This is a genomic window from Microbacterium sp. MMO-10 (genome assembly GCF_037148715.1).
Lineage (GTDB): Bacteria > Actinomycetota > Actinomycetes > Actinomycetales > Microbacteriaceae > Microbacterium.
In genome coordinates this window covers 272889-298262 of the sequence record NZ_JBBCSV010000005.1, presented here as the reverse complement: position 1 = coordinate 298262, position 25374 = coordinate 272889, and the positions used below count along the sequence as shown (strand labels likewise).

At 70.9% G+C, this 25374-nt stretch carries 23 protein-coding genes; 7 read left to right on the top strand and 16 right to left on the bottom strand.

The annotated features are described in order from the left end of the window. Positions 1 to 169: 169 nt before the first annotated feature. Positions 170 to 1633: an HNH endonuclease signature motif containing protein gene (locus WFJ17_RS17400; RefSeq protein WP_336649060.1), complete on the top strand. Its 1464-nt coding sequence runs from the start codon at positions 170 to 172 to the stop codon at positions 1631 to 1633. Between the two features lie 33 nt (positions 1634 to 1666). On the opposite strand, the gene WFJ17_RS17395 is transcribed toward WFJ17_RS17400, so the two are convergent. Both WFJ17_RS17395 and recO read right to left on the bottom strand, forming a co-directional pair. Then, positions 1667 to 2476: an isoprenyl transferase gene (locus WFJ17_RS17395; protein ID WP_251440962.1), complete on the bottom strand. Its 810-nt coding sequence runs from the start codon at positions 2474 to 2476 to the stop codon at positions 1667 to 1669. Continuing rightward, on the bottom strand, positions 2473 to 3201 hold the full coding sequence (gene recO / locus WFJ17_RS17390; RefSeq protein ID WP_251440963.1) for a DNA repair protein RecO: 729 nt from the start codon (positions 3199 to 3201) through the stop codon (positions 2473 to 2475). Before recO ends, WFJ17_RS17395 begins: the two co-directional genes overlap by 4 nt. A 35-nt stretch (positions 3202 to 3236) precedes the next feature. Between recO and WFJ17_RS17385 the strand changes: the two genes are divergently transcribed. Next, complete coding sequence (locus WFJ17_RS17385; RefSeq protein ID WP_251440977.1) at positions 3237 to 3923, top strand: trimeric intracellular cation channel family protein; 687 nt, start codon at positions 3237 to 3239, stop codon at positions 3921 to 3923. Positions 3924 to 4093: 170 nt separating this feature from the next. Here WFJ17_RS17385 and leuA read toward each other — a convergent pair whose 3' ends face one another. Beyond that, positions 4094 to 5857: a 2-isopropylmalate synthase gene (gene leuA / locus WFJ17_RS17380; RefSeq protein ID WP_336649059.1), complete on the bottom strand. Its 1764-nt coding sequence runs from the start codon at positions 5855 to 5857 to the stop codon at positions 4094 to 4096. 271 nt (positions 5858 to 6128) lie between these two features. Here leuA and thrC point away from each other — a divergent pair, with 271 nt between their 5' ends. Together thrC and WFJ17_RS17370 are read left to right on the top strand one after the other, a co-directional pair. Continuing rightward, the gene (thrC, locus tag WFJ17_RS17375; protein ID WP_295032916.1) at positions 6129 to 7550 is read left to right on the top strand and encodes a threonine synthase; all 1422 of its coding nucleotides are present in this window, start codon (positions 6129 to 6131) and stop codon (positions 7548 to 7550) included. A gap of 86 nt (positions 7551 to 7636) precedes the next feature. Further along, entirely contained in the window at positions 7637 to 9427 is a 1791-nt protein-coding gene (locus WFJ17_RS17370; protein ID WP_336649058.1) for a DUF2207 family protein, read from the top strand. Positions 9428 to 9434: 7 nt separating this feature from the next. On the opposite strand, the gene WFJ17_RS17365 is transcribed toward WFJ17_RS17370, so the two are convergent. The 9 genes from WFJ17_RS17365 to hrcA are packed head-to-tail and all read right to left on the bottom strand — an operon-like array spanning position 9435 to position 17451. Further along, positions 9435 to 10376 carry an NADP-dependent oxidoreductase gene (locus tag WFJ17_RS17365; RefSeq protein ID WP_251442372.1) on the bottom strand — a complete coding sequence of 314 codons (942 nt, stop codon included), beginning with the start codon at positions 10374 to 10376 and terminating at the stop codon, positions 9435 to 9437. A gap of 1 nt (position 10377) precedes the next feature. Continuing rightward, positions 10378 to 11298 (bottom strand): GTPase Era, encoded by a 921-nt coding sequence (gene era, locus WFJ17_RS17360; protein WP_251441062.1) that lies wholly within the window; start codon positions 11296 to 11298, stop codon positions 10378 to 10380. Further along, positions 11288 to 12604 (bottom strand): hemolysin family protein, encoded by a 1317-nt coding sequence (locus WFJ17_RS17355; protein WP_251441065.1) that lies wholly within the window; start codon positions 12602 to 12604, stop codon positions 11288 to 11290. The genes era and WFJ17_RS17355 overlap by 11 nt, the downstream gene beginning before the upstream one ends. Further along, complete coding sequence (ybeY, locus tag WFJ17_RS17350) at positions 12601 to 13065, bottom strand: rRNA maturation RNase YbeY (protein WP_251441092.1); 465 nt, start codon at positions 13063 to 13065, stop codon at positions 12601 to 12603. Before ybeY ends, WFJ17_RS17355 begins: the two co-directional genes overlap by 4 nt. Next, complete coding sequence (locus WFJ17_RS17345; RefSeq protein ID WP_336649150.1) at positions 13062 to 14087, bottom strand: PhoH family protein; 1026 nt, start codon at positions 14085 to 14087, stop codon at positions 13062 to 13064. Before WFJ17_RS17345 ends, ybeY begins: the two co-directional genes overlap by 4 nt. A gap of 52 nt (positions 14088 to 14139) precedes the next feature. Then, positions 14140 to 14487 (bottom strand): HIT domain-containing protein, encoded by a 348-nt coding sequence (locus tag WFJ17_RS17340; protein ID WP_251441107.1) that lies wholly within the window; start codon positions 14485 to 14487, stop codon positions 14140 to 14142. 39 nt (positions 14488 to 14526) lie between these two features. Beyond that, positions 14527 to 15255, bottom strand: coding sequence for a 16S rRNA (uracil(1498)-N(3))-methyltransferase (locus tag WFJ17_RS17335; protein ID WP_251441121.1), 729 nt, complete (start codon positions 15253 to 15255; stop codon positions 14527 to 14529). Between the two features lie 5 nt (positions 15256 to 15260). Next, positions 15261 to 16367: a molecular chaperone DnaJ gene (dnaJ, locus tag WFJ17_RS17330; RefSeq protein WP_251442379.1), complete on the bottom strand. Its 1107-nt coding sequence runs from the start codon at positions 16365 to 16367 to the stop codon at positions 15261 to 15263. A 49-nt stretch (positions 16368 to 16416) separates the two neighbouring features. After that, complete coding sequence (gene hrcA / locus WFJ17_RS17325) at positions 16417 to 17451, bottom strand: heat-inducible transcriptional repressor HrcA (protein ID WP_251441135.1); 1035 nt, start codon at positions 17449 to 17451, stop codon at positions 16417 to 16419. Positions 17452 to 17602: 151 nt separating this feature from the next. On the opposite strand from hrcA, the gene WFJ17_RS17320 reads away from it, so the two are divergent. Further along, positions 17603 to 19045, top strand: coding sequence for a carboxylesterase/lipase family protein (locus WFJ17_RS17320; protein WP_336649057.1), 1443 nt, complete (start codon positions 17603 to 17605; stop codon positions 19043 to 19045). Positions 19046 to 19072: 27 nt separating this feature from the next. Here WFJ17_RS17320 and hemW read toward each other — a convergent pair whose 3' ends face one another. From hemW to WFJ17_RS17305, 3 genes are read right to left on the bottom strand one after another with little or no spacing between them, the layout of a single operon-like run. After that, positions 19073 to 20323, bottom strand: coding sequence for a radical SAM family heme chaperone HemW (hemW, locus tag WFJ17_RS17315; protein ID WP_336649056.1), 1251 nt, complete (start codon positions 20321 to 20323; stop codon positions 19073 to 19075). A 13-nt stretch (positions 20324 to 20336) separates the two neighbouring features. Next, positions 20337 to 20987: a DUF1990 family protein gene (locus WFJ17_RS17310; RefSeq protein WP_336649055.1), complete on the bottom strand. Its 651-nt coding sequence runs from the start codon at positions 20985 to 20987 to the stop codon at positions 20337 to 20339. A gap of 32 nt (positions 20988 to 21019) precedes the next feature. After that, complete coding sequence (locus WFJ17_RS17305; RefSeq protein WP_336649054.1) at positions 21020 to 21928, bottom strand: DMT family transporter; 909 nt, start codon at positions 21926 to 21928, stop codon at positions 21020 to 21022. Between the two features lie 33 nt (positions 21929 to 21961). Here WFJ17_RS17305 and WFJ17_RS17300 point away from each other — a divergent pair, with 33 nt between their 5' ends. Then, the gene (locus WFJ17_RS17300; RefSeq protein ID WP_251441227.1) at positions 21962 to 22183 is read left to right on the top strand and encodes a hypothetical protein; all 222 of its coding nucleotides are present in this window, start codon (positions 21962 to 21964) and stop codon (positions 22181 to 22183) included. A gap of 9 nt (positions 22184 to 22192) precedes the next feature. Here WFJ17_RS17300 and lepA read toward each other — a convergent pair whose 3' ends face one another. Continuing rightward, positions 22193 to 24046 (bottom strand): translation elongation factor 4, encoded by a 1854-nt coding sequence (lepA, locus tag WFJ17_RS17295; protein ID WP_251441255.1) that lies wholly within the window; start codon positions 24044 to 24046, stop codon positions 22193 to 22195. Positions 24047 to 24390: 344 nt separating this feature from the next. On the opposite strand from lepA, the gene WFJ17_RS17290 reads away from it, so the two are divergent. Then, positions 24391 to 25374, top strand: a complete 984-nt coding sequence (locus WFJ17_RS17290; protein ID WP_251441354.1) for an ABC transporter permease — start codon at positions 24391 to 24393, stop codon at positions 25372 to 25374.

Below are 25374 nucleotides of genomic sequence, written 5' to 3'. Positions count from 1 at the left end.
CCTTCGCGGAATCAGTCTACCGGACGCACGCGATCGATGCGTCGTGTCCGCACCGGCAGGATTCGCGGATCGTCCTCCACAATCGGCCGTTCGGCGCAATTCTCCACAGCTCGGAACATATCGCTGATCAGGGGATTCGAATGTCGGTGGCCCCGAGAAGAATCGGGGTATGACGACGTTGGAAGCGATCGCGGCACTGATCCCGACCCTTGCGGGGCGGATCCGTGCCGGCGCGAGCGCGTCCGACGTTCAGGAGGTCATCGCGGGACTCGGTGATGCGGAGACGATCGCGGCATGTCAGGAGGCGGTCGAGATCGGCCGTCTCACGGAGCAGATCCAGCTGCTCTGCGCCGGGCAGATCGCACGCCGGTCCAGCCGATCGGCGGGGCACGCAGGGCTGGCGCAGTCGCGAGGGCACCGCTCCGCGGCGTCGTTGATCCAGGAGCTCGCCGGCACAACCAAGAGCGAGGCGGCACGCCAGGTGCGCGTCGGAGAGGCGCTCCTCGAAGACGAGGTGCGCGACGACAGCCCGGCGGAGACCGGCGATGCCACACGGTCGTCGGAACCGCCGTCGTCAGAACCGTCCTCGGGCGATTGGCGGGAGCCGCTCCGAACCGGGCTGCGATCGGGAACGCTGACCTCCGCCCAGTTCGACGCGATCCGCAGCGGACTCGGCGATCCGCCGGAGGACGCCGCGGCCGCCTGGGCGCAGGCCGCCGCGCAGCTCATCGAGGAGGCGCCGCAACGCACCGTGGAAGAGCTGGGGGCGTCGGCGCGAGCGATCCGAGACCTGCTGGACCCGGAGGGCACCCAGGCGCGATTCAACGCCCGATACGAGCGCCGCTCGTTCCGGACCTGGTTCGACCATGAGGGCGTACGGCACGCCTCGGCGGTCTTCGACGACGAGGGCGGAGCTTTCGTCGATGCGGTCTTCGCGTCTGCACTGCGTCCGCGCCGGGGCGGCCCGCGGTTCGTCGACGCCGACGAGAACGCACGAGCGGCGGACCTCACCGCCGACCCCCGCACGAACGAGCAGCTCTCCTACGACCTGCTGCTGGATCTGATCCGCGCCGGCGCGCTCGCCGAACCGGAAGGCGTCTTCGGCACGCGCCAGGCCGGGCTGCGACTGGTGCAGACCGTCGACCGGCACGGCGATTCTGCCCCGATCGCGATCAGCGAGGACGGACTGACGGCGCTGCCGGCGGCCGTTGCAGAACGGCGGATCTGCGAGGCCGGCACCGTTCCCGTGACCGTAGACGGGTGCGGGAATCCCCTCGACGTCGGTCGCGAATCGCGGCTGTTCACGCCCCGGCAGCGCATCGGCCTCGCGATCCGCGACGGCGGATGCCGGTGGACCGGCTGCGATCGGCCCGCGTCATACTGCGAGGCGCATCACATCGACGAGTGGGCACGCGATAACGGACGCACCGACATCGACCGTGGGATCCTGCTCTGCCGCTTCCACCACATGCGGTTGCACCACGGCGGATGGCGGATCACCCGTATCGGGACGGACGACTTCGTGCTGCACGACCGCGGCGGTGAACGCACCACGCTCCGACCGAGGCTCCCCGTCCGCTACGCCTGGGGCGACGTGGATCCTCCTCCGAGGCGGTTCCACCCCGCCGCCTGACGTGCCCCGGCACCCAGCGATCCGACGGCCGGCTCAGACCTCGTCGAGCGCGTCGGGCGTGTCGACCGCGCCGCCGAAGCGACGGTCACGGGAGAGGTAGATCCCGATCGCACGCCACAGCTCCTCGCGCGAGAAGTCCGGCCAGAGCGTGTCCAGGAAGACCATCTCCGCATACGCCGACTGCCAGAGCAGGAAGTTCGACGTGCGCTGCTCCCCCGAGCTGCGCAGGAAGAGATCGACGTCCGGCATGTCGGGGATGTACAGGTGCCGGCGGATCGCCTTCTCCGTGATCGCACTCGGGCGCATCCGCCCGGCCTTCACGTCCTCGGCGATCGCGCGCATCGCATCCACGAGCTCCACCCGGCCGCCGTAGTTGATGCACATGGTCAGCGTGAGCGTGTCGTTGCCGCGTGTCAGCTCCGACGCGTACTCCAGCTCCTTGATGACGGATCCCCACAGGCGCGGTTTGCGCCCCGCCCACCGGATCCGCACTCCCCACTCGTTGAGCTGATCGCGGCGCCGGTGCAGCACGTCGCGGTTGTACCCCATGAGGAAGCGCACCTCCTCCGGGGAGCGCGCCCAGTTCTCGGTCGAGAACGCGTACACGCTCAGGTGCTTGACGCCGGCCTGGATCGCCCCGGCCACGACATCGAGCAGCACCTCCTCCCCCGCCTTGTGCCCCTCGATGCGGTTGAGTCCGCGTCGGTTCGCCCATCGGCCGTTGCCGTCCATGACGATCGCCACGTGGTTCGGCACCGCTGGGAACGCAGGCGGTTGAACGCCGGTCCAGTCCAGCGGACGGTACGGGACGGCGTCCTTGTGCGTGTACGGCTTGGGGCTCAACGGTTTCCCTCCACGAGCGAGAGCGAGCGGATCCCCCGCTCGAGATGCCACTGGGCATAGGCGGCGATGACGCCGGACGCGGCCGCGGTCTCACGGTCGGACGCGGCGTCCACGCGCTCCCAGTCCCCGGCGAGAAGGGCGCGGAGCACCTCGATCGCCGTAGCCGGGATCCGCGGACTGCCGACGGGAGCGCACTCGTCGCAGACGATGCCCCCCATCTGCGCCACGAAGACCGTGTGCGCTCCGGGCTTCGCGCACCGGGCGCAGTCGCTGAACGACGGGGCCCAGCCCGACAGCGCCATGACGCGCAGCAGATACGAATCGAGGATGCTGCGGCTCGCGTGCTCGCCCCGGGCGAGGGCGCGCAGGCCCCCGACGAGCAGCAGATACTGCTCGGGCGTCGCCTCCGCGTCGTTGAGCCGGTCCGCCGTCTCGACCATGGCGTTCGCCGCCGTGTAGCGGTCGTAGTGCAGCGCGATGTCGGCGCCGTAGGAGCCGAGCGACTCCGCCTGCTGCACGATGTCGAGCGAGCGCCCCTGGTACAGCTGCACGTCCGCGACCATGAACGGCTCGAGGCGCGAGCCGAACTTCGACGAGGTGCGCCGCACCCCCTTGGCCACGGCCCGGACCTTGCCGTGCGCGCGCGACAGCATCGTGACGATCCGGTCCGCCTCACCGAGCTTGTGGGTGCGCAGGATCACCGCTTCGTCTCGGTAGGTGGGCATTCCTCGATCATCCCACTCCCGGGGACAATAGAGCTGTGACCGAACCGACCTTCACCATCCCGCTCTGGGCCGATCTGCTGGGCGTGGGCCTGGGCGGCGTGCAGGGCGCGATGTTCGCGAGCGGCTTCCGGGGCGAGCGCCGCCTGGACCTTCTCGGCGTGGCCATCATCGGCATCATGATCGGCATGGGCGGCGGACTCATCCGCGACATCCTGCTGGGGCAGCCGCCCGCATCCCTCCAAAGCAACGGGTATCTGCTCACCGCCGGCGGGGCAGCTCTCGTCGGAATGCTGCTGGCCGGGCTCTTCCAGCGGCTCAACGCCGTGGTCGTGGGGCTCGACGCTGTCGTGATCGGCATGTTCGGCGCCTTCGGGACGAGCAAGGCGATCGCGTTCGGTTTGCCGGAGGTTCCGGCGATCTTCATCGGGGTGTGCGCCGCCGCCGGCGGCGGAGTGCTGCGCGACGTGCTCATGGGCCTGCCGGTGTCGATCATGCACGTGGGTTCGCTGTACGCGGTCGCCGCAGGGGCCGGTTGCGCCTTCATCGTGATCGCGCACGGTCTGGGGATGGGGATCGTGCTCGCGGCCGTCATCGGGATCGTCGTGACCGCCGTGATCCGCGTCCTCGCCGTCGTCTTCGATCTGTCGCTGCCGGAGCAGCGCGCCCTCTACCGTCGCCGTGTCGCGGCCGAGACGGGCATGATCCCGATCATCAAGCCCTGACCCGCGTCGCGGCTCTCCGGGAGCAGGCCGAAAGACCCGGGCAGACGTCTGCGCCCCGGTCCCGGCAGATCTGCCGGGAACGGGGCGCAGGCGCAGTCACGCGTGCTGTGGCGCCGCGGACGTGTCCTCCGCACACGGGGTGACGGTGCGGAGAAGCGTGGTGGGGCCGCTCAGGCCGTGACGAGGTCCGCGTCGGCGGCGACCCGGGCGCGGATGGAGCGGTTCACGCAGGAGACGATGGCCTTGAGCGACGCCGTGGAGATGTCGCCGTCGATGCCGACGCCCCAGAGGCGCTGATCGCCGACCTGCAGCTCCACGTAGGCCGCAGCCTGCGCGTCGCCGCCGGTCGAGAGCGTGTGCTCGACGTAGTCGTACAGCGAGATGTCGAAGCCGCGCTCACGCAGCACCTCGATGAACGCCGCGACCGGACCGTTCCCCCGGCCCTGTGCCTCCACGCGCTCCTCGTCGTCGCGCAGCACCACATCCAGGCTGACCTCGCCGGACATGTCGCTGTTCGTGCGGGTGCCGAGCAGCTCGAACCGTCCCCACTTCGCCTCGTCGGCGGACGCGGGCAGGTACTCGTCGGTGAAGATGTCCCAGATCTGCTCGCTCGTGACCTCGCCGCCCTCGGCGTCGGTCTTCGCCTGCACGACGCCGGAGAACTCGATCTGCAGCTTGCGCGGCAGATCCAGCGCGTGGTCGGTCTTCAGCAGGTACGCGACACCGCCCTTGCCGGACTGCGAGTTGACGCGGATGACCGCCTCGTAGGAGCGGCCCAGATCCTTGGGGTCCACCGGCAGGTAGGGCACGCCCCACTCGATGTCGTCGACCGTGACGCCCTGCGCCTCGGCCTGCGCGGCCATCGCCTCGAAGCCCTTCTTGATCGCGTCCTGGTGCGAGCCGCTGAACGCCGTGAAGACGAGGTCGCCGGCCCAGGGGCTGCGCTCGGGCACGGGCAGCTGGTTGCAGTACTCGACCGTGCGCTTGACCTGGTCGATGTCGCTGAAGTCGATCTGGGGATCGATGCCCTGCGTGAACATGTTGATGCCCAGCGCGACCAGATCGACGTTGCCGGTGCGCTCGCCGTTGCCGAACAGGCATCCCTCGATGCGGTCGGCGCCGGCCATGTAGCCCAGCTCGGCGGCGGCGATCGCGGTGCCCCGGTCGTTGTGCGGGTGCAGCGAGAGGATCACGTTCTCGCGGTGGTTCAGGTGCCGGCTCATCCATTCGATCGAGTCGGCGTAGACGTTCGGCGTCGCCATCTCGACGGTCGCGGGCAGGTTGATGATGACCTTGCGTCCCGGGGTGGGTTCCAGGATCTCCAGCACCTCGTTGCAGACCTCGACCGCGTACTCCAGCTCGGTGCCGGTGTAGCTCTCCGGCGAGTACTCGTAGTACACCTCGGTGTCGGGGATGCGCCTCTCGAACTCGCGGCACAGCCGGGCGCCCTCGAGGGCGATCTGCTTGACGCCCTCCCGATCCGAGCGGAAGACGACCTCGCGCTGCAGCACGCTCGTGGAGTTGTAGAAGTGCACGATGGCCTGCTTCGCGCCGGCGATCGCCTCGTAGGTGCGCTCGATCAGGTGCTCGCGGCACTGCGTCAGGACCTGGATCGTGACGTCGTCGGGGATCAGGTTCTCGTCGATGAGCTGGCGCACGAAGTCGAAATCGGTCTGGCTCGCCGACGGGAAGCCGACCTCGATCTCCTTGTAGCCCATGCTGACGAGCAGCTCGAACATCACGCGCTTGCGCTCGGGCGACATCGGGTCGATGAGGGCCTGGTTGCCGTCGCGCAGGTCGACCGCGCACCAGCGCGGCGCCTCGGTGATGCGGGCGGACGGCCAGGTGCGGTCGGGCAGGTCGACGCGGATCTGCTCGTGGAACGGCCGGTACTTGTGGACCGGCATGGCGGTGGGGCGCTGGTTGTTCTTCATGAGGGTGTGCTCTTCTCGTCGCTTCAAGTGTGGGGGCGGGCCAACACGAACACCGCGACGAGTGGGGCCCTCAGATACGGGACTCGTCGCGGCAGCTAAGAAGGAGCAGACCGCCTGCGCGCATGCGGCCATGCTAGCACGGCCCATCGGGTGCCCCTCTCGAGGCGTCACGCGGGGAGAGAAGGACCGAGGAACCTGCGACAATCGATGGACGCGGATCCGCGCGCGTGCGGGCGGATCCGAGACGCCCGACTTTTATCGAGGAGCAGCCGTGCAGTACATCTCCACCCGCGGCGGCGGGGAGCCGAAGACCTACAGCGAGGCGCTCCTGGAAGGCCTCGCCATCGACGGCGGCCTGCTCGTGCCGGAGCGTCTTCCGGTGGTGGACGCCGCGACGCTGGAGTCCTGGCGCGGGCTCGGCTATGCGGAGCTCGCCACCGAGGTGCTGGGGCTCTTCGCCACCGACATCCCCCGCGACGACCTCGCCGCACTGTGCGCCGCCGCCTACTCCCCCGAGGTCTTCGCGGCTCCGGTCCCGCTCACCCCGATCGGGGACGGGATCTCCCTCGTGGGTCTTTCCGAGGGGCCCACACTCGCGTTCAAGGACATGGCGATGCAGTTCCTTGGGCAGGCGCTCGAGTACGCGCTGGAGCGCACCGGCGGCGTGCTGAACATCGTCGGCGCGACCTCGGGCGACACCGGTTCCGCGGCCGAGCACGCGCTGCGCGGCAAGGACCGGATCAGTGTGTTCATGCTCTCGCCGCAGGGACGGATGAGCGCGTTCCAGCGTGCCCAGATGTACTCGCTGCAGGACGCGAACGTGCACAACATCGCGGTCGACGGCGTCTTCGACGACTGCCAGAACCTCGTCAAGGACCTCGCCGGCGATCTCGACTTCAAGAACGCGCAGCACCTCGGCGCGGTGAACTCCATCAACCTCGCCCGCATCACCGCCCAGGTCGTCTACTACTTCTGGGCCTGGCTGCGGGCCACCGACGCCGTCGCACCGTCCGAGCGGGCGGGCTTCGAGGTGTCGTTCGCCGTGCCGTCCGGGAACTTCGGGAACATCCTCTCCGGCTTCTTCGCCCGTGGGATGGGCCTGCCGATCCGCCGGCTCGTGCTCGCCGCGAACGAGAACAACGTGCTGGACGAGTTCTTCCGCACCGGGGTCTACCGTCCGCGCAGCGCGGCGCAGACGCTCGCGACGTCCAGCCCGTCGATGGACATCTCCAAGGCGTCGAATCTGGAGCGCTTCATCTACGACCTCGTCGGCCGGGATGCGGAGCGCGTCCGCGCGGCGTGGAGCGATCTCGCATCGAGCGGCAGCTTCGACTTCACCGCGGATCTCCACCGCTTCGCCGACGAGTTCGGGATCGTCAGCGGCACCAGCACCCATGCCGACCGGCTCGCCACGATCCGCGCCGTCCACGAGGAGACCGGCACGATCATCGATCCGCACACCGCGGACGGCGTGAAGGTCGCGCGGGAGTTCGTCGAGGACGCCGTGCCCATGCTCGTTCTGGAGACCGCGAAGCCCGAGAAGTTCGGGGAGACGATCACCGAGGCGCTCGGGATCGAGCTGCCGCTCTCCGCAGAACTGCAGGCTCTGCTCGCCGCCCCGCAGCGCGTCACCGAGATCCCGAACGACGAGGCCGTGCTCCGCGAGATCATCGAGACGAGCGCTCTGCACTGATCCTCGCCCGAGCAGGCCGGAATCGGGAGCGACTCTCAGGCCGACGGGATCCCGCGGCGGCCGGCGTGGCGGATAGTCTGGCTCGCATGACGGCTCGATCGCGCGCCCGCCTATTCGCCCTGCTCGGCGCCTTCGCGCTCGTGCTGGCCCCTCTGCTCGCGGTCCCGGCCGCGCACGCCGACGCGAACGACTTCTCCTACGCCTCCTGGGACGCCCGGTACGACCTCGGTCGAGACGCCTCCGGCCGGGCGACCCTCGCGGTGACCGAGACCCTGGTGGCGGACTTCCCGGAGTTCGATCAGAACCACGGCATCATCCGCGGCCTGCCGACCTGGTACGACGGCGCACCGCTCGGCTTGCACATCGTCTCGATCACCGACGGCTCCGGTCGTGCGCTGCCGTACGACGACGGCGACACGGAGAACGGCGAACGCCAGATCCGGATCGGCGATCCCGACAGCTTCCAGCACGGTCCCACCACCTACGTGATCCGCTACACGATGCGCGACGTCGTGCACCGTCCGACGGACCGCCGGATCGACGAGTGGTACTGGAATCTGCTGCCGTTGAGCTCGCAGCAGCCGATCGCCCGCTTCTCCGCCACCCTCGGCATCGCGCCGGAGCTGGCGTCGGCGAGCATCGCGGCGCCGTCCTGCTACATCGGGGCGATCGGATCCACCACGCCGTGCACGCTGTCCGCCGGCGCTGACGGCGCCTACTCCGTCTCCGCCGAGGACCTCCCCGCAGCGAGCGGCGTGACGGTGGCGTTCCCGATGCGTGCCGGCACCTTCGCCCCCGCGCCGGCCCGCCAGCCCGACCCGATGACCGACGTCGTCCCGTATCCGGTCGCCGGAGCCGGAGTGCTGCTCGCGATCGGCGGCCCGATCCTGGGGATCGCCCTGCTGCGGCGAAGGGGACGCCGAGGCGGACGCGGGATTGTGGTCGCCCAGTACGACGTGCCGGCGACGCTGCCGCCGCTGCTCGCCGCCGAGATCGAGGGACGCCGGTCCGTCGCTAACGCCGCGGAGATGGTGCACCTCGCCGTGCACAAGGCCCTGCGCATCGCCGACGGGGAGAGCAAGCCGGTGCTGGAGCTGAGGGATCCGACGATCGCCCCGGATCCGCTCGACGCAGCAGCGCTGCAGGCGCTGTTCCCCTCGCAGCCCGTCGGCACGACCCTCGCCCTCGCGGTTCCGGACGACGCCCTCGTCGGGCGCCTGAAGGCCCTGGACGCTTCCGCCCGCGCCGCCGCGTTCGACCGCGGACTGCTCGTGCGGCGCCGGGCGGCGCTCGCGATCGGACTGAGCGCCCTCGGAATCGTCGCGGGCCTCGCCGCCGTCGCCCTCGCCGTGCCGGGTCTGGCGGTCGGCCGCCCGGCCGCGATCGCCACTTTCGTCGTCGCCATCGTGGCGACGGTCGTCGCGGTCGTGTCGCTCATCGTCTCGCTTCCGCGGCGCGCCGTGCTCACCCCGCAGGGCGCCGAGACCCGCGAGGACCTGCTCGGCGTGCGCGAGTACATCCGGCTCGCCGAGGCGGACCGGATCCGGATGCTGCAGTCGTATCGCGGCGCCGAACGCCGCGCGGACGGCAGCGTGGATGTCGTGGTGCTGTACGAGCGGCTTCTGCCGTACGCGATGCTCTTCGGCCTGGAACGCGAATGGGGCGAGGTGCTGACCGTGCAGTACGAGCGCGACGGCACCGTGCCCGGCTGGTACCCCGGCTATTCCGGAAGCAGCTTCGCCGGCTCGCTGTCCGGCATGAACAGCTCGCTCAGCGCCACCCCGACGCCCAGCTCTTCGTCGTCATCGTCGAGCGGATCCTTCGGCGGCGGTTCGTCGGGAGGGGGCGGCGGAGGCGGATCGTCCGGCGGATGGTGACGGGCGCCTAGGGGATCAGCGCGAGCTTGCCGCCCGGATGCTCCTCGGCGAGGAACCGGGTCGCCTCGACGGCGTCCGCGAGCGGATAGGTCCGCGCGAGCGGAACCACGAGGAGCCCTTCGTCGGCGAGCCGGACGAGTTCGCCGCGGATCCCGTCCCGGAACGCGGCGCTCGCCGGCTGCGATCCGGCGATGCTGAGGAAGCCGTGCTCGGCGGCGCGCGCGGGGGCCGCGATCGTGACGATCCGGGCGCGGTCCGCGACGAGCGCGAGGGACACGTCCACCGCCTCGTCGGTGCCGACCGCATCGAGAGCCGCGTGCACCGGGAGATCGAGCGCCCGCACCCGGCCGAGGAGTCCCTCTCCGTACGCCACGGGGATCCCGGCGAAACGGCGCACGCGCTCGGCGCCCGCCGCGCTCGCGGTGCCGATCACCCGGATGCCGCGCAGCGCGGCGAGCTGCAGCACCATGACGCCGACCGCACCCGACGCGCCGTGCAGGAGGATCGTCTCCCCCGCGCGGGCCTGCACGCGCTCGAGCATCTCGGCGGCCGTCGTACCGGCGAGCAGCAGATTCGCCGCCTCCGCGTGCGACAGAGGGGCCGGTTTGCGGAACGCCTTCTCGGCAGGGAACGTGAGCGAGGTCGCATAGCCGCCCTGCACGCGGAACGCGATCACCTCGTCGCCGAGCCGTGCCTCGCCGGATCCGATCGTCGTGCCGGGACCGATCGCGGTGATCTCGCCCGAGATCTCGTAGCCGATCGGCACGGGGAGGGCGACACCCGCGCGAGGGGCCGCGACGTGCTTGCGGTCCGCCGGGTTCATCCCCGCGGCCCGCACGCGCACCGTGACCTCCCCCGGACCCGGTGCCGGCACCGTCGCATCGACGAGGCGCCACTGCTCCGGCGGCCCCCAGACCGGGGCGATCCACTGCCGCGCCGCGGAGCCCATGTCAGAAGCCCAGCCGGCCGAGCTGCTTCGGATCCCGCTGCCACTCCTTGGCGACCTTCACGTGCAGCCCGAGGAACACCCGGGTGCCGAGCAGCTCCTCGATCCCCGCGCGGGCGGTGGCGCCCACCTCGCGGAGCCGGGCGCCCTTGCGTCCGATGATGATCGCCTTCTGGCTGTCGCGCTCGACCACGATCGAGGCGTGGACGTCGGTCAGGTCCGAGTCCTCCCGGGGCGAGATGTCGTCCACGACGACCGCGATCGAGTGCGGCAGCTCGTCCCGGACGCCCTCGAGCGCGGCCTCTCGGATCATCTCGGCGATGCGGTCCTCCGTCGACTCGTCGGTGACGACGTCGTCCCCGTACAGCGACGGCCCCTCGGGCATCAGGGACAGCACCTCGTCCGCGAGCACGTCCAGCTGCACCCGCGTCAGCGCCGAGAGCGGGATCACCGCCGCCCAGTCCTCGCGCAGGGAGTCCACCTCCATGAGGCGCTCGGTGATCTCGTCGCGGTCGGCGACGTCGACCTTGGTCACGATCGCGACCTTCTTCGCCCGCGGGTAGCCGTCCAGCGAGGCCGCGATGCGGCGGTCGCCCGGACCGACCTTCTCGGTCGCCGGCACGCAGAAGCCGATCACGTCGACGTCGCCGAGCACCTGCTCGACGAGGTCGTTCAGCCGCTCGCCGAGGAGCGTCCTCGGGCGGTGGATCCCGGGGGTGTCGACGATCACGAGCTGCCCGTCGGGGCGGTTCACGATGCCGCGGATCGCGCGCCGGGTGGTCTGCGGCTTCTCGCTGGTGATCGCGATCTTCTCGCCGACGAGGGCGTTGGTGAGCGTCGACTTGCCCACGTTCGGGCGGCCGACGAACGTCACGAAGCCGCTTCGGTGCCCCGTCTCGTCCTTCGCTTCGCGCTCATCGCTCATCGTGGTTCTCCTTGCTGGACCGGTCGGATCCGTGCTGATCCTCCGCGAGCGGCTCCTCGGCCCGCTCGACGAAGACGTACTCGATGCCGCGCCCGCGTCCGCGCGAGGCGCCGCCGGTGAGGAGGAGCCCGCGCACGACGGCCGTCGCGCCGGGAGTGGGGATGCGGCCGAGCTCCTTGCCGAGGAGCCCGCCGATGGAGTCGACGTCGTCGTCCTCGAGCTCGACGCCGAACAGCTCCCCGACGTCCTCGAGGTCCATGCGGCCGCTCACGCGGTAGCGACCCGGCTCGAGCTCGACGACCTCGCTGCCGGGACGGTCGTACTCGTCCGAGATCTCGCCGACGAGCTCCTCGATGAGGTCTTCGAGCGTCACGAGTCCGGCGATGCCGCCGTGCTCGTCGATGACGATGCACACGTGCACGGCATCGCGCTTCATCTGCTGCAGCAGGGTCTCGGCCCGCATCGACTCGGGGACGAAGACGGCGGGGCGTGCGATCTGCCGCACGGACGCCGCCCGCCAGCTGAGGTCGTCGCGGTAGGCGAACTGCACCAGGTCCTTGAGGTAGAGCACGCCCACCACATCGTCGGCGTCGTCGTCGACCACCGGGATCCTCGAGACGCCGCGGCGGAGGAAGAGATCCATCGCCTCGGACGTCGTCGCCGCGGCATCGACGGTGACCATGTCGGTGCGAGGCACCATGACCGCACGCACGAACTGGTCCGTGAAGTCGAACACGGAGTGGATGAGCTCCCGGTCGTCGGCCTCGATGAGATCGTGCGAGGCGGCCTCGTCGACCATGCTGAGCAGCTGCGTCTCGCTGGCGAAGGTGCTGCGACCCGCGCCCGGCGTCACGCGGCTGCCGAAGACCGCGAGGCCCTGCGCGATGGGACCGAGGATCACCCGGACGGCGCGGATCGTCGGCGCGCACACCCGCAGCATCGCGTCGGCGTGCTGCCGGCCGAAGGAGCGCGGGCTGGCGCCGACGAGCACGAACGTGATGCCCGTCATGATGACCGCCGCGGCGAGCATCGCCCACCAGATCTGGTCGTCGAAGAGCAGCACGAGAGCGACCGTGACGAGCACCGCGGCCGCCGTCTCGACGAACACGCGCATGAACGCGACGGCGTTCGCGTGCGGCTCGGGATCCGCGGCGATCCGGGCGAGGGCCGACGCGTTTCGTCCCTCCGCGCCCATCTCGACGAGATCGGCACGGGAGGTCACCGAGAGCGCCGCGTCGATCGCCGCCATCAGACCGCCGAAGGCGACCAGCAGGATCGCGCCCGCGAGCAGCAGGAATGGAGTCATCGACCGTGGGAGCGCTCGTCGGCCGCGAAGCCGGCGATGAGCTCGCGCTGCAGGCCGAACATCTCCTTCTCGTCCTCGGGCTCGGCGTGGTCGAACCCGAGGAGATGCAGCAGACCGTGCGTGGTGAGCAGGATCAGCTCGTCCATGAGGGTGTGCTTCGCGGTGGCGGCCTGGGTCTCCGCCACCTGGGGGCACAGCACGATGTCGCCGAGCAGCCCGGGCGGCGTCGGGCGGTCGATCGTGCCGGGGCGCAGCTCGTCCATCGGGAAGCTCAGCACGTCCGTGGGACCCGGCTCGTCCATCCACTGCACGTGCAGCGCCTCCATGGCACCCTCGTCCACGAGCACGATCGCGACGTCCGCGTCCGCGCTGACGTTCAGCTCGGCCAGGTTGCGCTCGGTGAGGCGCAGCAGCACCGTCTCGTCGATCGCGATGGCCGACTCGTTGTTGATCTCGATCATTTCAGGCCTCGTTTCGGCATGCGGTCTCGGGGGCCGGGGCGCTGCTGCCCCGCTCTGCGCTCCGCCCGGTTGGCGAACTCGGCGGCCTGCTCCCGCTCGGCGCGCACGGCGGTGCGCTGCTCGTCGTACTCGGTGTAGGCGTCGACGATGCGGCCGACCAGGGAATGCCGGACGACGTCGTCGCTGGTGAGCCGGGAGAAGTGGATGCCGTCGATGTCCTTCAGCACGCGGGTCACGACCCGGAGACCGGATGCGGCGGTGGGCAGGTCGATCTGGGTGATGTCCCCGGTGACGACCATGCGCGTGCCGAACCCGAGGCGGGTGAGGAACATCTTCATCTGCTCGGGCGTCGTGTTCTGCGCCTCGTCGAGCACGACGAAGGAGTCGTTGAGCGTGCGTCCGCGCATGTACGCCAGCGGCGCGACCTCGATCGTTCCGCTCGCCATCAGGCGGGGCACGATCTCCGGATCCATCATCTCGTTCAGCGCGTCGTAGAGCGGGCGCAGATACGGATCGATCTTGTCGGTGAGGGTACCGGGGAGGAAGCCCAGCCGCTCCCCCGCCTCGACCGCCGGGCGGGTGAGGATGATCCGCTCGACCTCCTTGCGCTGCAGCGCCTGGACGGCCTTCGCCATCGCGAGATAGGTCTTTCCGGTGCCCGCGGGGCCGATGCCGAACACGATCGTGTTCTCGTCGATCGCGTCGACGTACTCCTTCTGACCGAGGGTCTTCGGACGGATCACGCGTCCTCGGGTCGAGAGGATCGCCTCGCCGAGCACCTCGCTGGGTCGCACGCCCTCGCGCTCCAGCATGCGCGCCGACTGCGCCACATCGCTCGGGGCGAGCGCATGGCCGGACCGCGTGAGCTCGATGAGCTCGTCGACGAGCTTCCGCGCCGCGCCGACCGCGCCGGGATCCCCGGTGAGGGTGACCTCGTTGCCCCGGACCAGCACGTCGACCGCGGGGTGCTCCTTCTCGAGCATGCGCAGCAGCCGGTCCTGCGGGCCGAGCAGCTGCACCATCGCGACGCCGTCCACCTCGATCCGCGCCGAGATGACGGATTCAGCCGTTTCGTCAGAAGCCAACGAGCTTGTTCTCCTCGAGATCGCCGAGCACATGGGCGTGCACGTGGAAGACGGACTGCGCGACGCTCGCGCCGTTGTTGAAGATGAGGCGGTACTCGCCGTTGGCGTGATCGACCGCGATCTGCTTGGCCGCGGCGACGATCTTCGCCAGCAGGGCGGGATCCCCCGCGGCGAGCTCGGTGACGTCGCGATACTGCTCGGACTTGGGGATCACGAGCACGTGCAGCGGCGCCTGCGGGTTGATGTCGCGGATCGCGAAGACGTCATCGGTCTCGAGCAGGATCTCGCCGGGGATCTCCCCGTTCAGGATGCGCGTGAAGATCGAGGGTTCGCTCATGCCATCAGTCTATCGGCGCGGTGCCGCGGGTCGGCGGACCTACCAGCGTCCGCGGGCCACGTTCAGCACCGCGAGCGCGGCCGGGCCGGCCGTCGACGTGCGCAGCACCGTGTCGCCGAGCAGCACCCGCTCGGCGCCCGCGGCGACGAGGCGCTCGATCTCCTCCGGCGCGACGCCGCCCTCCGGCCCGACGACGAGCACGATGTCGCGCTCGTCCGGCACGACGCGGGACAGCCGCTCCGAGGCGGAGGGATCCAGGATCAGCACCCGCTGGGCCCCGGCGCGACGCACGAGATCCGCCGTGGACTCGACGGCGACGACCTCGGGGATCCAGGAGCGGTGCGCCTGCTTCGCGGCCTCGCGGACGATGCTCGCCCAGCGCTCGCGGCCCTTGGCCGCCTTCGCGCCCTCCCAGCGCGACACGCTGCGCGTGGCCTGCCAGGGCACGATCCCGTCGACGCCGAGCTCGCAGGCCGCCTGGACGGCGAGCTCGTCGCGATCGCCCTTCGCGAGCGCCTGCGCGAGCAGGATCCGCGGCGTCGGCAGCGGATCCTCGCGCCGGGCCAGAACCCGCACCTCGACGAGCGACGGCGCGGCCGCGACGACCTCGGCGTCCAGCCAGACGCCGGCGCCGTCACCGAGGGTGATCGGCTCGCCGACGCGCACCCGGCGCACCACCGCGGCGTGCTTGGCCTCGGCGCCGGTCAGGGCGATCGTGGTCCCCGGTCGGGCCGAGGTCGCCTCGGGCGTGACGAAGTGCAGCGCCATGTCCGTCAGCCGCGGAACCGGTCGCGCAGCTTGGAGAACAGTCCCTGATGGAACTCGGCGAGCCGCGGTGCCGGCGCCTTCGTGCGCTTGGCGAAGTCCTCGATGAGCTGACGCTGCTTGTGGTCGAGCTTCGTGGGGGTGAGCACCTGCACGCCCACTCGCAGGTCTCCGCGCTGCGTGCCCCGCAGCGGCGTGACCCCACGGCCCTTGATCGTGAGCACGTCGCCGGACTGCAGACCCTGGCGGATCTCCAGGTCCACCGGGCCGTCGAGCGACTCGATCGTCGTCGTGGTGCCCAGGATCGCGTCGCTCATCGCGACCTCGAGGGTCGCGAGCAGGTCGTCGCCCTCGCGGCTGAAGCGCGCGTGCGGCGTCACCGTGACCTCGACGTACAGATCGCCGTTCGGACCGCCCGCGCGGCCCACCTCACCGGAGCCGGGGAGCTGCAGGCGCAGACCGGTCTCGACGCCGGCGGGGATGTCGAGCCCGACCGTCCGGCGCGAACGCACCCGGCCCTGGCCGTTGCAGGTCTGGCACGGGAACGGGATCGTCGTGCCGAAGCCCTCGCACGACCCGCAGGGCGCGGTCGTGAGGACGTTGCCGAGCAGGCTCCGCACCTGCTGCTGCACGTGCCCGGATCCGCCGCAGATGTCGCAGGTCACGGGCGAGGTGCCCTCCGCGCAGCAGGAACCCTGACAGGTCTCGCACAGCACCGCGGTGTCGACCTCGATGTCGCGGTGCACGCCGAACACGACATCGCCGAGGTCGAGCGTCACCCGCACCAGGGCGTCCTGGCCGCGCTCCCGGCGTGAACGGGGCCGGGCGGACCGCGCCCCTCCGCCGCCGAAGAAGGTCTCGAAGATGTCCCCGAAGCCGCCGAAGCCGCCGAACCCGCCGTTGCCGTTCTGGTCGCCGCCCATGTCGTAGCGGCGTCGCGAATCGGCGTCGCTGAGCACGTCGTAGGCGTGCGTGACCGACTTGAACCGCTCCGCGGCCTCCTCGCTCGGGTTCACGTCGGGGTGCAGCTGCCGGGCGAGCCGTCGATACGCCTTCTTGATCTCGTCCTCGCTCGCGTCGCGCGAGACGCCGAGGACCTCGTAGTGATCCGTCACCATCGCCTTTCCGGGCCGCCCTGCGGCGGCGTGTCTGTCGTGCGGCCGGTCACCGGCCGGACTCGTCCTCTTCGAGCAGCCGGGACAGGTAGCGGGCCACGGCCCGCGCCGCCGCGAGGTTGCTCTGGTAGTCCATGCGGGTCGGGCCCATCACGCCGACGCGTGCGGTCCCGGAGTGGGTGAGATAGTCGCTCGCGACGATCGAGGCCTCGCCGAGACCGAACGCGGCGTTCTCCGTGCCGATGCTCGCCGCGAGCCCGTGCTCGTCGACGCGCATCTCGCTCATCAGCCGCAGCAGCGTCACCTGCTCCTCGATCGCCTCGAGGAGCGGATGGATGCTGCCGCGGAAGTCGTGCTCGCGGCGTGCCAGCGTGGCGGCGCCCGCCATGACCAGGCGCTCCTGGCGGAACTCGGCGAGCTCTTCGGCCACCGCCCGCAGCAGCGCGGCCCGCGCGGCGTCGACACGGGGGCCGTACGAGGTCTCTCCCGCCGCCTGGACCCGCTCGGCGCCGCGGCGCACCGAGTGTCCGGTGAGCAGTTCGGTGATCGCGGCGCGGAGCATCCCGAGCTCGGACTCGTCGAGCTCGACCGGCAGCGGGACGATGCGCTGCGACACGCCGCCGGCGTCCGTCACGAGCACGATGAGCAGGCGGTTCGGGGCCAGCGCGACGAGCTCGACGTGCGTGACATGTGCGCGCGCGAAGGACGGATACTGCGCGAGGGCGACCTGCCCGGTCAGCCGGGTGAGCACGCGCACGGTGCGCACCATGAGGTCATCGAGGTCGGCGGGGTCCGCGAGGAACGCGGTGATCGCGCTGCGCTGCGCCGCGGAGAGCGGCCGCACCTGCGCGAGGTGGTCGACGAAGACCCGATAGCCCTTGTCCGTCGGCACCCGCCCGGAGGAGGTGTGCGGCGCCGCGATGAGGTCCTCGTCCTCGAGCTGGGCCATGTCGTTGCGGATCGTCGCGGCGGACACGCCGAAGGCGTGCCGCTCCACGATCGACTTGCTGCCGACCGGCTCATTCGTCTCGACGTAGTCCTCGACGATGGCGCGGAGCACCTGGAGTCCCCGTTCTGAGACCATCGCCCCTCCTCACCGCTGGCACTCGTGCATCCTGAGTGCCAATCCTATCCTGCCGGGCCTCCCGGCGGGCTCAGGGGCCGCGGACGCCTCCAGAACCGCGGGAGCGCCCGGGCCCGGAGGCCGGGGACGCGGTTCTGCCTAGGATGGCGCCATGGACCACGACGCCGTGCGCACGCGGATCTCCACCGGCGAGCTCATCGGACGCCGCATCGACGGCGTCGACCGCCATCTCGGCATCCCGTACGCCGCACCGCCGTTCGGGCCCCGCCGCTTCCGCAGCCCCGAGCCGCCTGAGGCGTGGTCGGCGCCGCGCGATGCCTCGGCGTTCGGCCCGACCGCTCCGCAGCTGCCCTACGCCGGGGCGACGGCCGAGATCCTCGGCAGCCTCCGCATCGACGGCGAAGACATCCTCACCGCGAACGTGTGGGCCCCGGTCGGCGCCCGTTCCGCACCGGTCGTGCTGTGGATCCACGGCGGCGCGCTGGAGCGGGGAACGGCGGCGCTGTCCCTCTACGACGGCACCGCGTTCGCCCGCGACGGGATCGTGTTCGTCAGCATCAACTACCGGCTGGGATCCGAAGGCTTCTCGGTGCTCGACGGGGCGCCGCGCAACCTGGGGCTCCAGGACGCGGCGGCGGCCCTCCGCTGGGTGCACGAGGAGATCGCCGCGTTCGGGGGCGACCCGGATCGGATCACCCTCATGGGCGAGTCCGCCGGCGGGGCGCTCGTCGCCGCGCTCCTCTCCCGCCCGGATACCCGGGCGCTCGTGCGCGGCGGCATCATCCAGTCCGGTCCGCTGCTGGCGTCGTCCCCGGCGCGCGGCGGCAGAGTGACCCGGCAGCTCGCCGCACGTCTCGGAGTGCCCGCCACCGCGGAGGCGTTCACCGCCCTCGCTCCGGACGCGCTCCTCGAGGCGCGGCACGCCCAGTCCGCCGGATCCTCGCCGCTCGGCGGCGCACCGGGGTTCGCCCTCGTGATCGACGAGGAGACCCTGCCGAGCTCGCCGCACGAGGCGCTGCGGGACGCCGATGTGCCGATCCTGATCGGCACCAACACCGACGAGTACCGGCTCTGGTTCCCGCCGGAGGCGCTCACCGCCATCCGTCCGGCGAAGCTGCTCCTCGCCCGGCTCGCGCTGCGCATCCCCGCGGCGGCGGTCCGCGCCGTGCGGACGGATCACCCGGGCGCGAGCACCGGCGAGGTGTTCGGCCAGCTCGCGACGGACCTGCTGCTCCGCGCGCCCGCCACCCGGGCCGCACAGGCGCGGTCCGGCACGGCGACCCACCTCTACGAGTTCTCGTGGCCGAGTGCCGTGCGCGACCTCCGCGCCGCCCATGCCCTCGAGATCCCGTTCGTCTTCGACGTGCTCGCAGACCCGGAATCCCTCCGGATCGCCGGCGCCGACGCACCGCAGTCCCTCGCCACGACGATGCACGACGCCTGGGTGCGGTTCATCCACGACGGCGATCCCGGCTGGCCCGCCTACGGCGCGCAGCGGACGGCGGCGCTGTTCGCCGGTTCCGGCGGCGATCCCGTGGTCGGCCCGCAGCGCCGCACCGTCGTGGTGGATCTGCTGCCGACGCCCCGGGCCTGAGCTCCGAGACGATCGGCCGGTCCCGGGTCAGTCCGTCAGCGCCCGCACCACGGCGTCGGCGAGCAGGCGCCCGCGCCGGGTGAGGACGAGCGTCCCCCGCAGAGCCGCCCCTGCATCGACCAGGCCGTCGGCGATGAGCCCCGCGACCCGGGTCCTCGCCTCAGGGGCGAGGTCGTCCAGAGGCAGGCCCTCGGCCATCCGCGAGCGGAGCAGGATCCGCTCCAGCTGGGCCGCCTCCGCGTCGGGACGCTCGGTGCCGGCCGCCGGGGACTCCCCCGTCGCGAGTCGCTGTGCGTAGGCGGCGGGATGCTTCACGTTCCACCAGCGGAGCCCGGCGACGTGGCTGTGCGCACCGGGACCGAAGCCCCACCAGTCGGTGCCGCGCCAATACGCCATGTTGTGGCGGGAGCGCCGGTCGCCGCCGCCCTTCTCCGAGCCGGCGTCGCCCGTGCTCCGCCGGGCCCAGTTGCTCACCTCGTACCAGTCGAATCCCGCGTCCGCCAGGGCGGTGTCGGCGAGCTCGTACATGTCGGCCTGCAGGTCGTCGTCCGGCGCGGGCACCTCGCCGCGGCGGATCTGACGCGCGAGCTTCGTGCCGTCCTCGATGATCAGCGCATAGGCGGAGATGTGATCGGGACGCAGGTCCACCGCGGTCTCGAGCGAGGCGCGCCAGTCCTCCAGGGACTCCCCCGGCGCCCCGTAGATGAGATCGACGCTGACCGCGAGCCCGGCGGCGCGCGCCGCCTCGACCGCGGTGCGCACGTTCTCCGGCCGGTGCGTGCGGTCGAGCGCCGCCAGCACGTGAGGCACGGCGGACTGCATGCCGATCGACATCCGGGTGACGCCCGCGGCGGCGAGCTCCTCGGCGACCGCCGGGGTGACGTTGTCGGGATTGGCCTCCACGGTGACCTCGGCGCCGTCGACGATGCCGAACGCGTCGATCGCGGCGCCGAGCATGCGCCCGAGATCGCCCGCCGGCAGCAGGGTCGGCGTGCCGCCGCCGAAGAACACGGTGCTCAGCGGACGCAGCGGGGCGTGCTCGGAGAGCACCGCACGCGCCAGCCCGATCTCCCCGATCAGCGTGTCGGCGTAGGCGTCCTGACGTGCGCCGCGCAGCTCGGACGCGGTGTACGTGTTGAAGTCGCAGTAGCCGCAGCGCACGCGGCAGAACGGCACGTGCAGGTACGCGGAGAACGGAGCGGCGGGATCGATCGACAGGTCGGCGGGCAGACGTCCGTCCGCCGGTGCCGGATCCCCGAGCGGGAGCGGTCCGGCCATCAGAGTCGGACCATCAGACGGGAGTCGCGTACAGCGGCGAGATCGCCCGCAGGTAGCGCGCGAACAGCTCACGGCGACGGCGCTTCACGAGATACGGCACCGTTCGATACAGGAAGCTGTTCGGCCGATCGAAGGCGCGCACGGTGAACCACACCTCGTCGGCGTCGTTCCACTCGATGTCGAAGGACTCCTCGCCGCTCACGACGGAGCCGTCGACCGTGCCGAGCACGAAGCCGATCCGGTGCGTCTGCTCGGTCACCGAGATCACCCGCAGCTCGGCGTCGGCGCGCATGCCGCCGACGCGGCCGTGCAGCTTCAGGGTCATGCCGGGACCCGCCCACGGCGTGCCGTCCTCGTCGTAGCGCGGCTCGACCTCGGCGTGGCTCGGCGCGATCGGGTTGCCCTCCGCGTCGAAGCTGACACCGGCGTACCCGGGGCTGGAGGCGGGGCGCACATCCGTCAGCTGCAGACCCGCCGCGCGCTGCGCCGTCCACGACAGCAGCGCGTCACCGGCCGTGCGGAACCGCTCCTCGCCGCTTCCGAGCCGCCAGGGCTCCTCGGCCGGGATGCTGCGCTCCGGCGGATACTGCATCAGGTCGGGCGCGTGGGTCGCCCCCACGGCGGCATAGTCCACCGTTCCTTCTCGGAATGTCCCGCGACGCATGACAACCAGACTACTGGCCGGGCCCGACGGACTCACCCAGGTTCTCCCAAGGCTGGGATGCTGTTCACACGGGCGCGCGCGTCGTCCCCGTTCCCGGAACGGTCGGATCTCGCCGCGAGAGGGCGGTCGTCACCGAGTCGCAGCGCAGAGGCGGCCGCCCCGAGGACCAGCCCGGCCACGCCCGCGACGGACAGCGGCTCGCCCAGCACGATCAGGGCTGCGACGGCGGTGGCTGCCGGGATCACGCTGAACAGGATCGACGCGGCATCCGCGCCGACGCCACGGACGAGCGCCGAGTACAGCACGGTGCCGCCCAGGCCGATCGCGACGATGCCGCCGAGGAGCGACCAGGACGCGAGGCCGGCGGGTGGACGCGCGGGTTCGGTCAGCGCGAGCGCCCCCGCGACCGGGGTGGAGACGACGACTCCGATCAGTGTGAACATCGCGGGATGGACCCGGCGCAGGGACCGCCCCTGCCAGAGCGCCCCGAGCGAGACCGCGAGCAGCGACCCGCCCACGGCGAGGATCGTCGGCCCGATCCGCGGATCCGCGAGCACGGCCGGCAGGCAGGCGACGATCACGGCCGCGGCTCCCAGCACAGTGGACAGCAGCGCCCGGCGGGAGGCCCGCCGTCGCAGGATCCACCGGGAGAGGAGCGCGGTGACGACGGGATTCATGGCGATCACGAGCGCGGTGAACCCCGCGCCGACGCCGTGCCCGAGCGCCCAGTAGGTGCCGACGAACTGCCCCGCCTGCGAGAGCAGCCCCGCACCGGCCGCGGCGGCCAGCAGGCGGCCGCGCGGGACGGGTGTGCGCAGCAGCGCGCAGACCACGAGCAGCACCAGGACGGAGAGGGCGAAGCGCAGCAGGAGCAGCAGGAAAGGACTCGTCGTGCGCAGGGCGAGCGAGGTCAGCGCGTAGTTCACGGCGTAGAGGGTCACCTCGCGACGACGGCGGGCGAGTCGCGCACGGTCGTGCGCGAGTGCCTCGACCTCTCGAGCGTCCTCGCGACCGTGCGCTCCGGGGCGGGCATCACCGCTCTGCCCGCCTTTCACCGGACCGAGTCGCAGCTCCGCGAGCTCGACCTGCCGGCTCCCCCGCCGCTGCCGCTGACGATGGTCGCGTCAGACCGCATCCCCGCCGATACCCGGAACGCCCTGATCGAAGCGCTCCGACGCGCGGTCGCGAGTGTCTGAGGCTGCCGCCTACTTCTTGTCCTTGCCCTCGACGTCGCCGGAGAGCGCCGCGATGAACGCCTCCTGGGGGACCTCGACGCGGCCGACCATCTTCATGCGCTTCTTGCCCTCCTTCTGCTTCTCGAGGAGTTTGCGCTTGCGGGTGATGTCACCGCCGTAGCACTTGGCGAGCACGTCCTTGCGGATCGCGCGGATCGTCTCGCGGGCGATGATGCGCGCGCCGATCGCGGCCTGGATCGGCACCTCGAACTGCTGGCGCGGGATGAGCTTGCGCAGCCGCTCGGCCATCATCGTGCCGTAGGCGTAGGCCTTGTCCCGATGCACGATCGAGCTGAACGCGTCGACCTTCTCGCCCTGCAGCAGGATGTCGACCTTGACCAGGTCAGCCTCCTGGGATCCGCTGGGCTCGTAGTCGAGCGAGGCGTAGCCCTGGGTCTTCGACTTGAGCTGGTCGAAGAAGTCGAACACGATCTCGCCGAGCGGCATGTTGTAGCGCAGCTCGACGCGCTCCTCGGAGAAGTACTCCATGCCCAGCAGCGAGCCGCGCCGCGACTGGCACAGCTCCATGACGGTTCCGACGTAGTCCTTCGGAAGCAGGATCGCGGCCTTGACCATCGGCTCGGAGACGGATCCGATCCGCCCGTCCGGGTACTCGCTCGGATTGGTCACCGTCACCGTCTCGCCGGTGTCGCTCGTGAGCACCTCGTAGATCACGCTCGGCGCCGTCGTGATGAGGTCGAGGCCGAACTCGCGGCTGAGGCGCTCGGTGATGATCTCCAGGTGCAGCAGTCCGAGGAATCCGCAGCGGAAGCCGAAGCCGAGCGCGACCGAGGTCTCCGGCTCGTACTGCAGCGACGCGTCGGAGAGCTTGAGCTTGTCCAGCGCCTCGCGCAGCTCGGCGTAGTCGCTCCCGTCGATCGGGTAGATGCCGCTGAAGACCATCGGCTTCGGGTCGGTGTAGCCGGCGAGAGCCTCGGCCGCGGGCTTGCGGGCGTGGGTGATCGTGTCGCCGACCTTGGACTGGCGCACGTCCTTGACGCCGGTGATGAGGTAGCCCACCTCGCCGACGCCCAGGCCCTTGGAGGGCACGGGCTCGGGACTGGAGACGCCGATCTCGAGGAGTTCGTGGTTGGCGCCGGTGGACATCATCTGGATCCGCTCGCGCGGGGCGAGCTTGCCGTCGACCATCCGGACGTAGGTCACCACGCCGCGATAGGCATCGTAGACGGAGTCGAAGATCATCGCGCGGGCCGGGGCGTCGGCGTCGCCGACCGGGGCCGGGATCTCCTGCACCAGCCGGTCGAGCAGGTCCTCGACGCCGGCGCCGGTCTTGCCGGACACGCGCAGCACGTCGTCGGGGCTGCCCCCGATGAGGTCGGCGAGCTCCTTCGCGTACTTCTCCGGCTCGGCCGCCGGGAGATCGATCTTGTTCAGGACCGGGATGATCGTGAGGTCGTTCTCGAGCGCGAGGTAGAGGTTCGCGAGCGTCTGCGCCTCGATGCCCTGCGCCGCGTCGACGAGGAGGATCGCGCCCTCGCAGGCTGCGAGCGAACGCGACACCTCGTAGGTGAAGTCGACGTGTCCCGGCGTGTCGATCATGTTGAGGGCGAACGTCTCGCCGTCGATCTGCCAGGGCATGCGCACGGCCTGGCTCTTGATCGTGATGCCGCGCTCGCGCTCGATGTCCATCCGGTCCAGGTACTGCGCGCGCATGTCGCGGTCGGAGACCACACCGGTGATCTGGAGCATCCGGTCGGCCAGGGTCGACTTGCCGTGGTCGATGTGGGCGATGATGCAGAAGTTGCGGATCTGCTGCGGGGGCGTGGCAGCCGGCTGCAGCGGAGTGAGGGCGCGAGGTGACATGGGGTCCTGAACGATGCGGGGTCCGGCGGGCGGATCGGGCTTTCCCGGAGCGAACCGGGTATCCCATCGATTCTACGGGAGCGCCGGGACGCCCGCGGTGGCCGTTCCCCTCCGCGGACGGGACACGGCGGGTGGCGCGTCCGATATACGGGCGAGCGTGCGGCCGGTGATAGTCTCGCGAGGTTGCCGCGATCCGGAACCGGGTCTCAGAGTCGGCAGCACTCCGTCCCGCGAAGCGCGGACGGAGCACCGCGTCACCGGTCTCGGGTGGTGTTGAATGACATCGACCCAGCGCTGCGTCGGAGATCCCGTGCGGCGTCTGTGACAAGAGAGAGAACACCATCTTGATCAAGTTCCTGCTGCGCCGAACCCTCGGCTGGCTTCTCATGATCGTGGTGGCGACCAACGTCACGTACTTCCTCGCATGGGCCTTCCTGGATCCGCGCAGCAACTACATCGGACGTCGCCCTCCGCTGAGCGAAGACCAGATCAACCGCCTCCTCGAACCCCGCAACCTCAGCGACACCGTGCCGTTGCTGCAGCGCTGGTGGCACTGGTTCACGGACATCCTGCTGCACTGGAACTGGGGCGTGAGCCCGGTCGGCCAGTCGGTGAACGCGCAGATCGCGTACCGCATGTGGGTCTCCGGAGAGCTCGTGCTCGGCGCGACGATCATCGCCGCCGTCCTCGGGATCGGGCTCGGCGTCTACACGGCGTCCCGGCAGTACAAGCTCGCGGACCGCGTGTGGCAGGGCATCTCGATCGTCACCATGAACATCCCAATCGTCGTGGCGGCGCTCGTCATCGTGCTCGGCGCGATCGCGATCAACGACGCCCTCGGCTTCCGGCTGTTCTACGTCACCGGCGCCAGCAGCGACGGGGTGACCGGGTTCTTCCCCGTGCTGATCGACACGCTGCAGCACCTGGTCCTGCCGACCATCGCCCTCGTGTTCATCGGCTACTCCAGCTACCACTTCCTGCAGCGCTCCCTGCTGCTGGACAACATCAAGGCCGACTACGTGCGCACGGCGCGCGCGAAGGGCCTCACCAAGCAGCAGGCCATCCGCAAGCACGCGCTGCGCACCTCGATGATCCCGGTCGCGACCCAGCTCGCGTTCAACATCCCCGCGGTCTTCACGGGCGCCGTGCTGACCGAGACGATCTTCGCGTGGAACGGCATGGGCCGGTACTTCGTGCAGACCATCGGAACCAACGACGTGCACGGTGTGGTGGCGATCGCCGCCTTCACCGCTGTGCTCACGGCGATCGGCGCCATCCTCGCCGACATCGCCGTGGTGATCCTCGACCCACGAGTGAGGGTGAGCTGA

What these genes read in the sequence shown, in the direction of transcription:
- hrcA (WP_251441135.1), bottom strand. Translation starts at nt 17,451, where the DNA reads ATGGTCTCAGAACGGGGACTCCAGGTGCTCCGCGCCATCGTCGAGGAC.
- WFJ17_RS17335 (WP_251441121.1), bottom strand. Translation starts at nt 15,255, where the DNA reads ATGGCGCTGCACTTCGTCACGCCCGAGGCGACCTCGGCCCGACCGGGG.
- WFJ17_RS17310 (WP_336649055.1), bottom strand. Translation starts at nt 20,987, where the DNA reads ATGCGTCGCGGGACATTCCGAGAAGGAACGGTGGACTATGCCGCCGTG.
- WFJ17_RS17355 (WP_251441065.1), bottom strand. Translation starts at nt 12,604, where the DNA reads ATGACTCCATTCCTGCTGCTCGCGGGCGCGATCCTGCTGGTCGCCTTC.
- era (WP_251441062.1), bottom strand. Translation starts at nt 11,298, where the DNA reads ATGAGCGATGAGCGCGAAGCGAAGGACGAGACGGGGCACCGAAGCGGC.
- leuA (WP_336649059.1), bottom strand. Translation starts at nt 5,857, where the DNA reads ATGAAGAACAACCAGCGCCCCACCGCCATGCCGGTCCACAAGTACCGG.
- hemW (WP_336649056.1), bottom strand. Translation starts at nt 20,323, where the DNA reads ATGGCCGGACCGCTCCCGCTCGGGGATCCGGCACCGGCGGACGGACGT.
- WFJ17_RS17320 (WP_336649057.1), top strand. Translation starts at nt 17,603, where the DNA reads ATGGACCACGACGCCGTGCGCACGCGGATCTCCACCGGCGAGCTCATC.
- recO (WP_251440963.1), bottom strand. Translation starts at nt 3,201, where the DNA reads ATGCCCACCTACCGAGACGAAGCGGTGATCCTGCGCACCCACAAGCTC.
- WFJ17_RS17370 (WP_336649058.1), top strand. Translation starts at nt 7,637, where the DNA reads ATGACGGCTCGATCGCGCGCCCGCCTATTCGCCCTGCTCGGCGCCTTC.
- lepA (WP_251441255.1), bottom strand. Translation starts at nt 24,046, where the DNA reads ATGTCACCTCGCGCCCTCACTCCGCTGCAGCCGGCTGCCACGCCCCCG.
- WFJ17_RS17365 (WP_251442372.1), bottom strand. Translation starts at nt 10,376, where the DNA reads ATGGGCTCCGCGGCGCGGCAGTGGATCGCCCCGGTCTGGGGGCCGCCG.
- WFJ17_RS17345 (WP_336649150.1), bottom strand. Translation starts at nt 14,087, where the DNA reads ATGGTGCAGCTGCTCGGCCCGCAGGACCGGCTGCTGCGCATGCTCGAG.
- ybeY (WP_251441092.1), bottom strand. Translation starts at nt 13,065, where the DNA reads ATGATCGAGATCAACAACGAGTCGGCCATCGCGATCGACGAGACGGTG.
- WFJ17_RS17340 (WP_251441107.1), bottom strand. Translation starts at nt 14,487, where the DNA reads ATGAGCGAACCCTCGATCTTCACGCGCATCCTGAACGGGGAGATCCCC.
- WFJ17_RS17400 (WP_336649060.1), top strand. Translation starts at nt 170, where the DNA reads ATGACGACGTTGGAAGCGATCGCGGCACTGATCCCGACCCTTGCGGGG.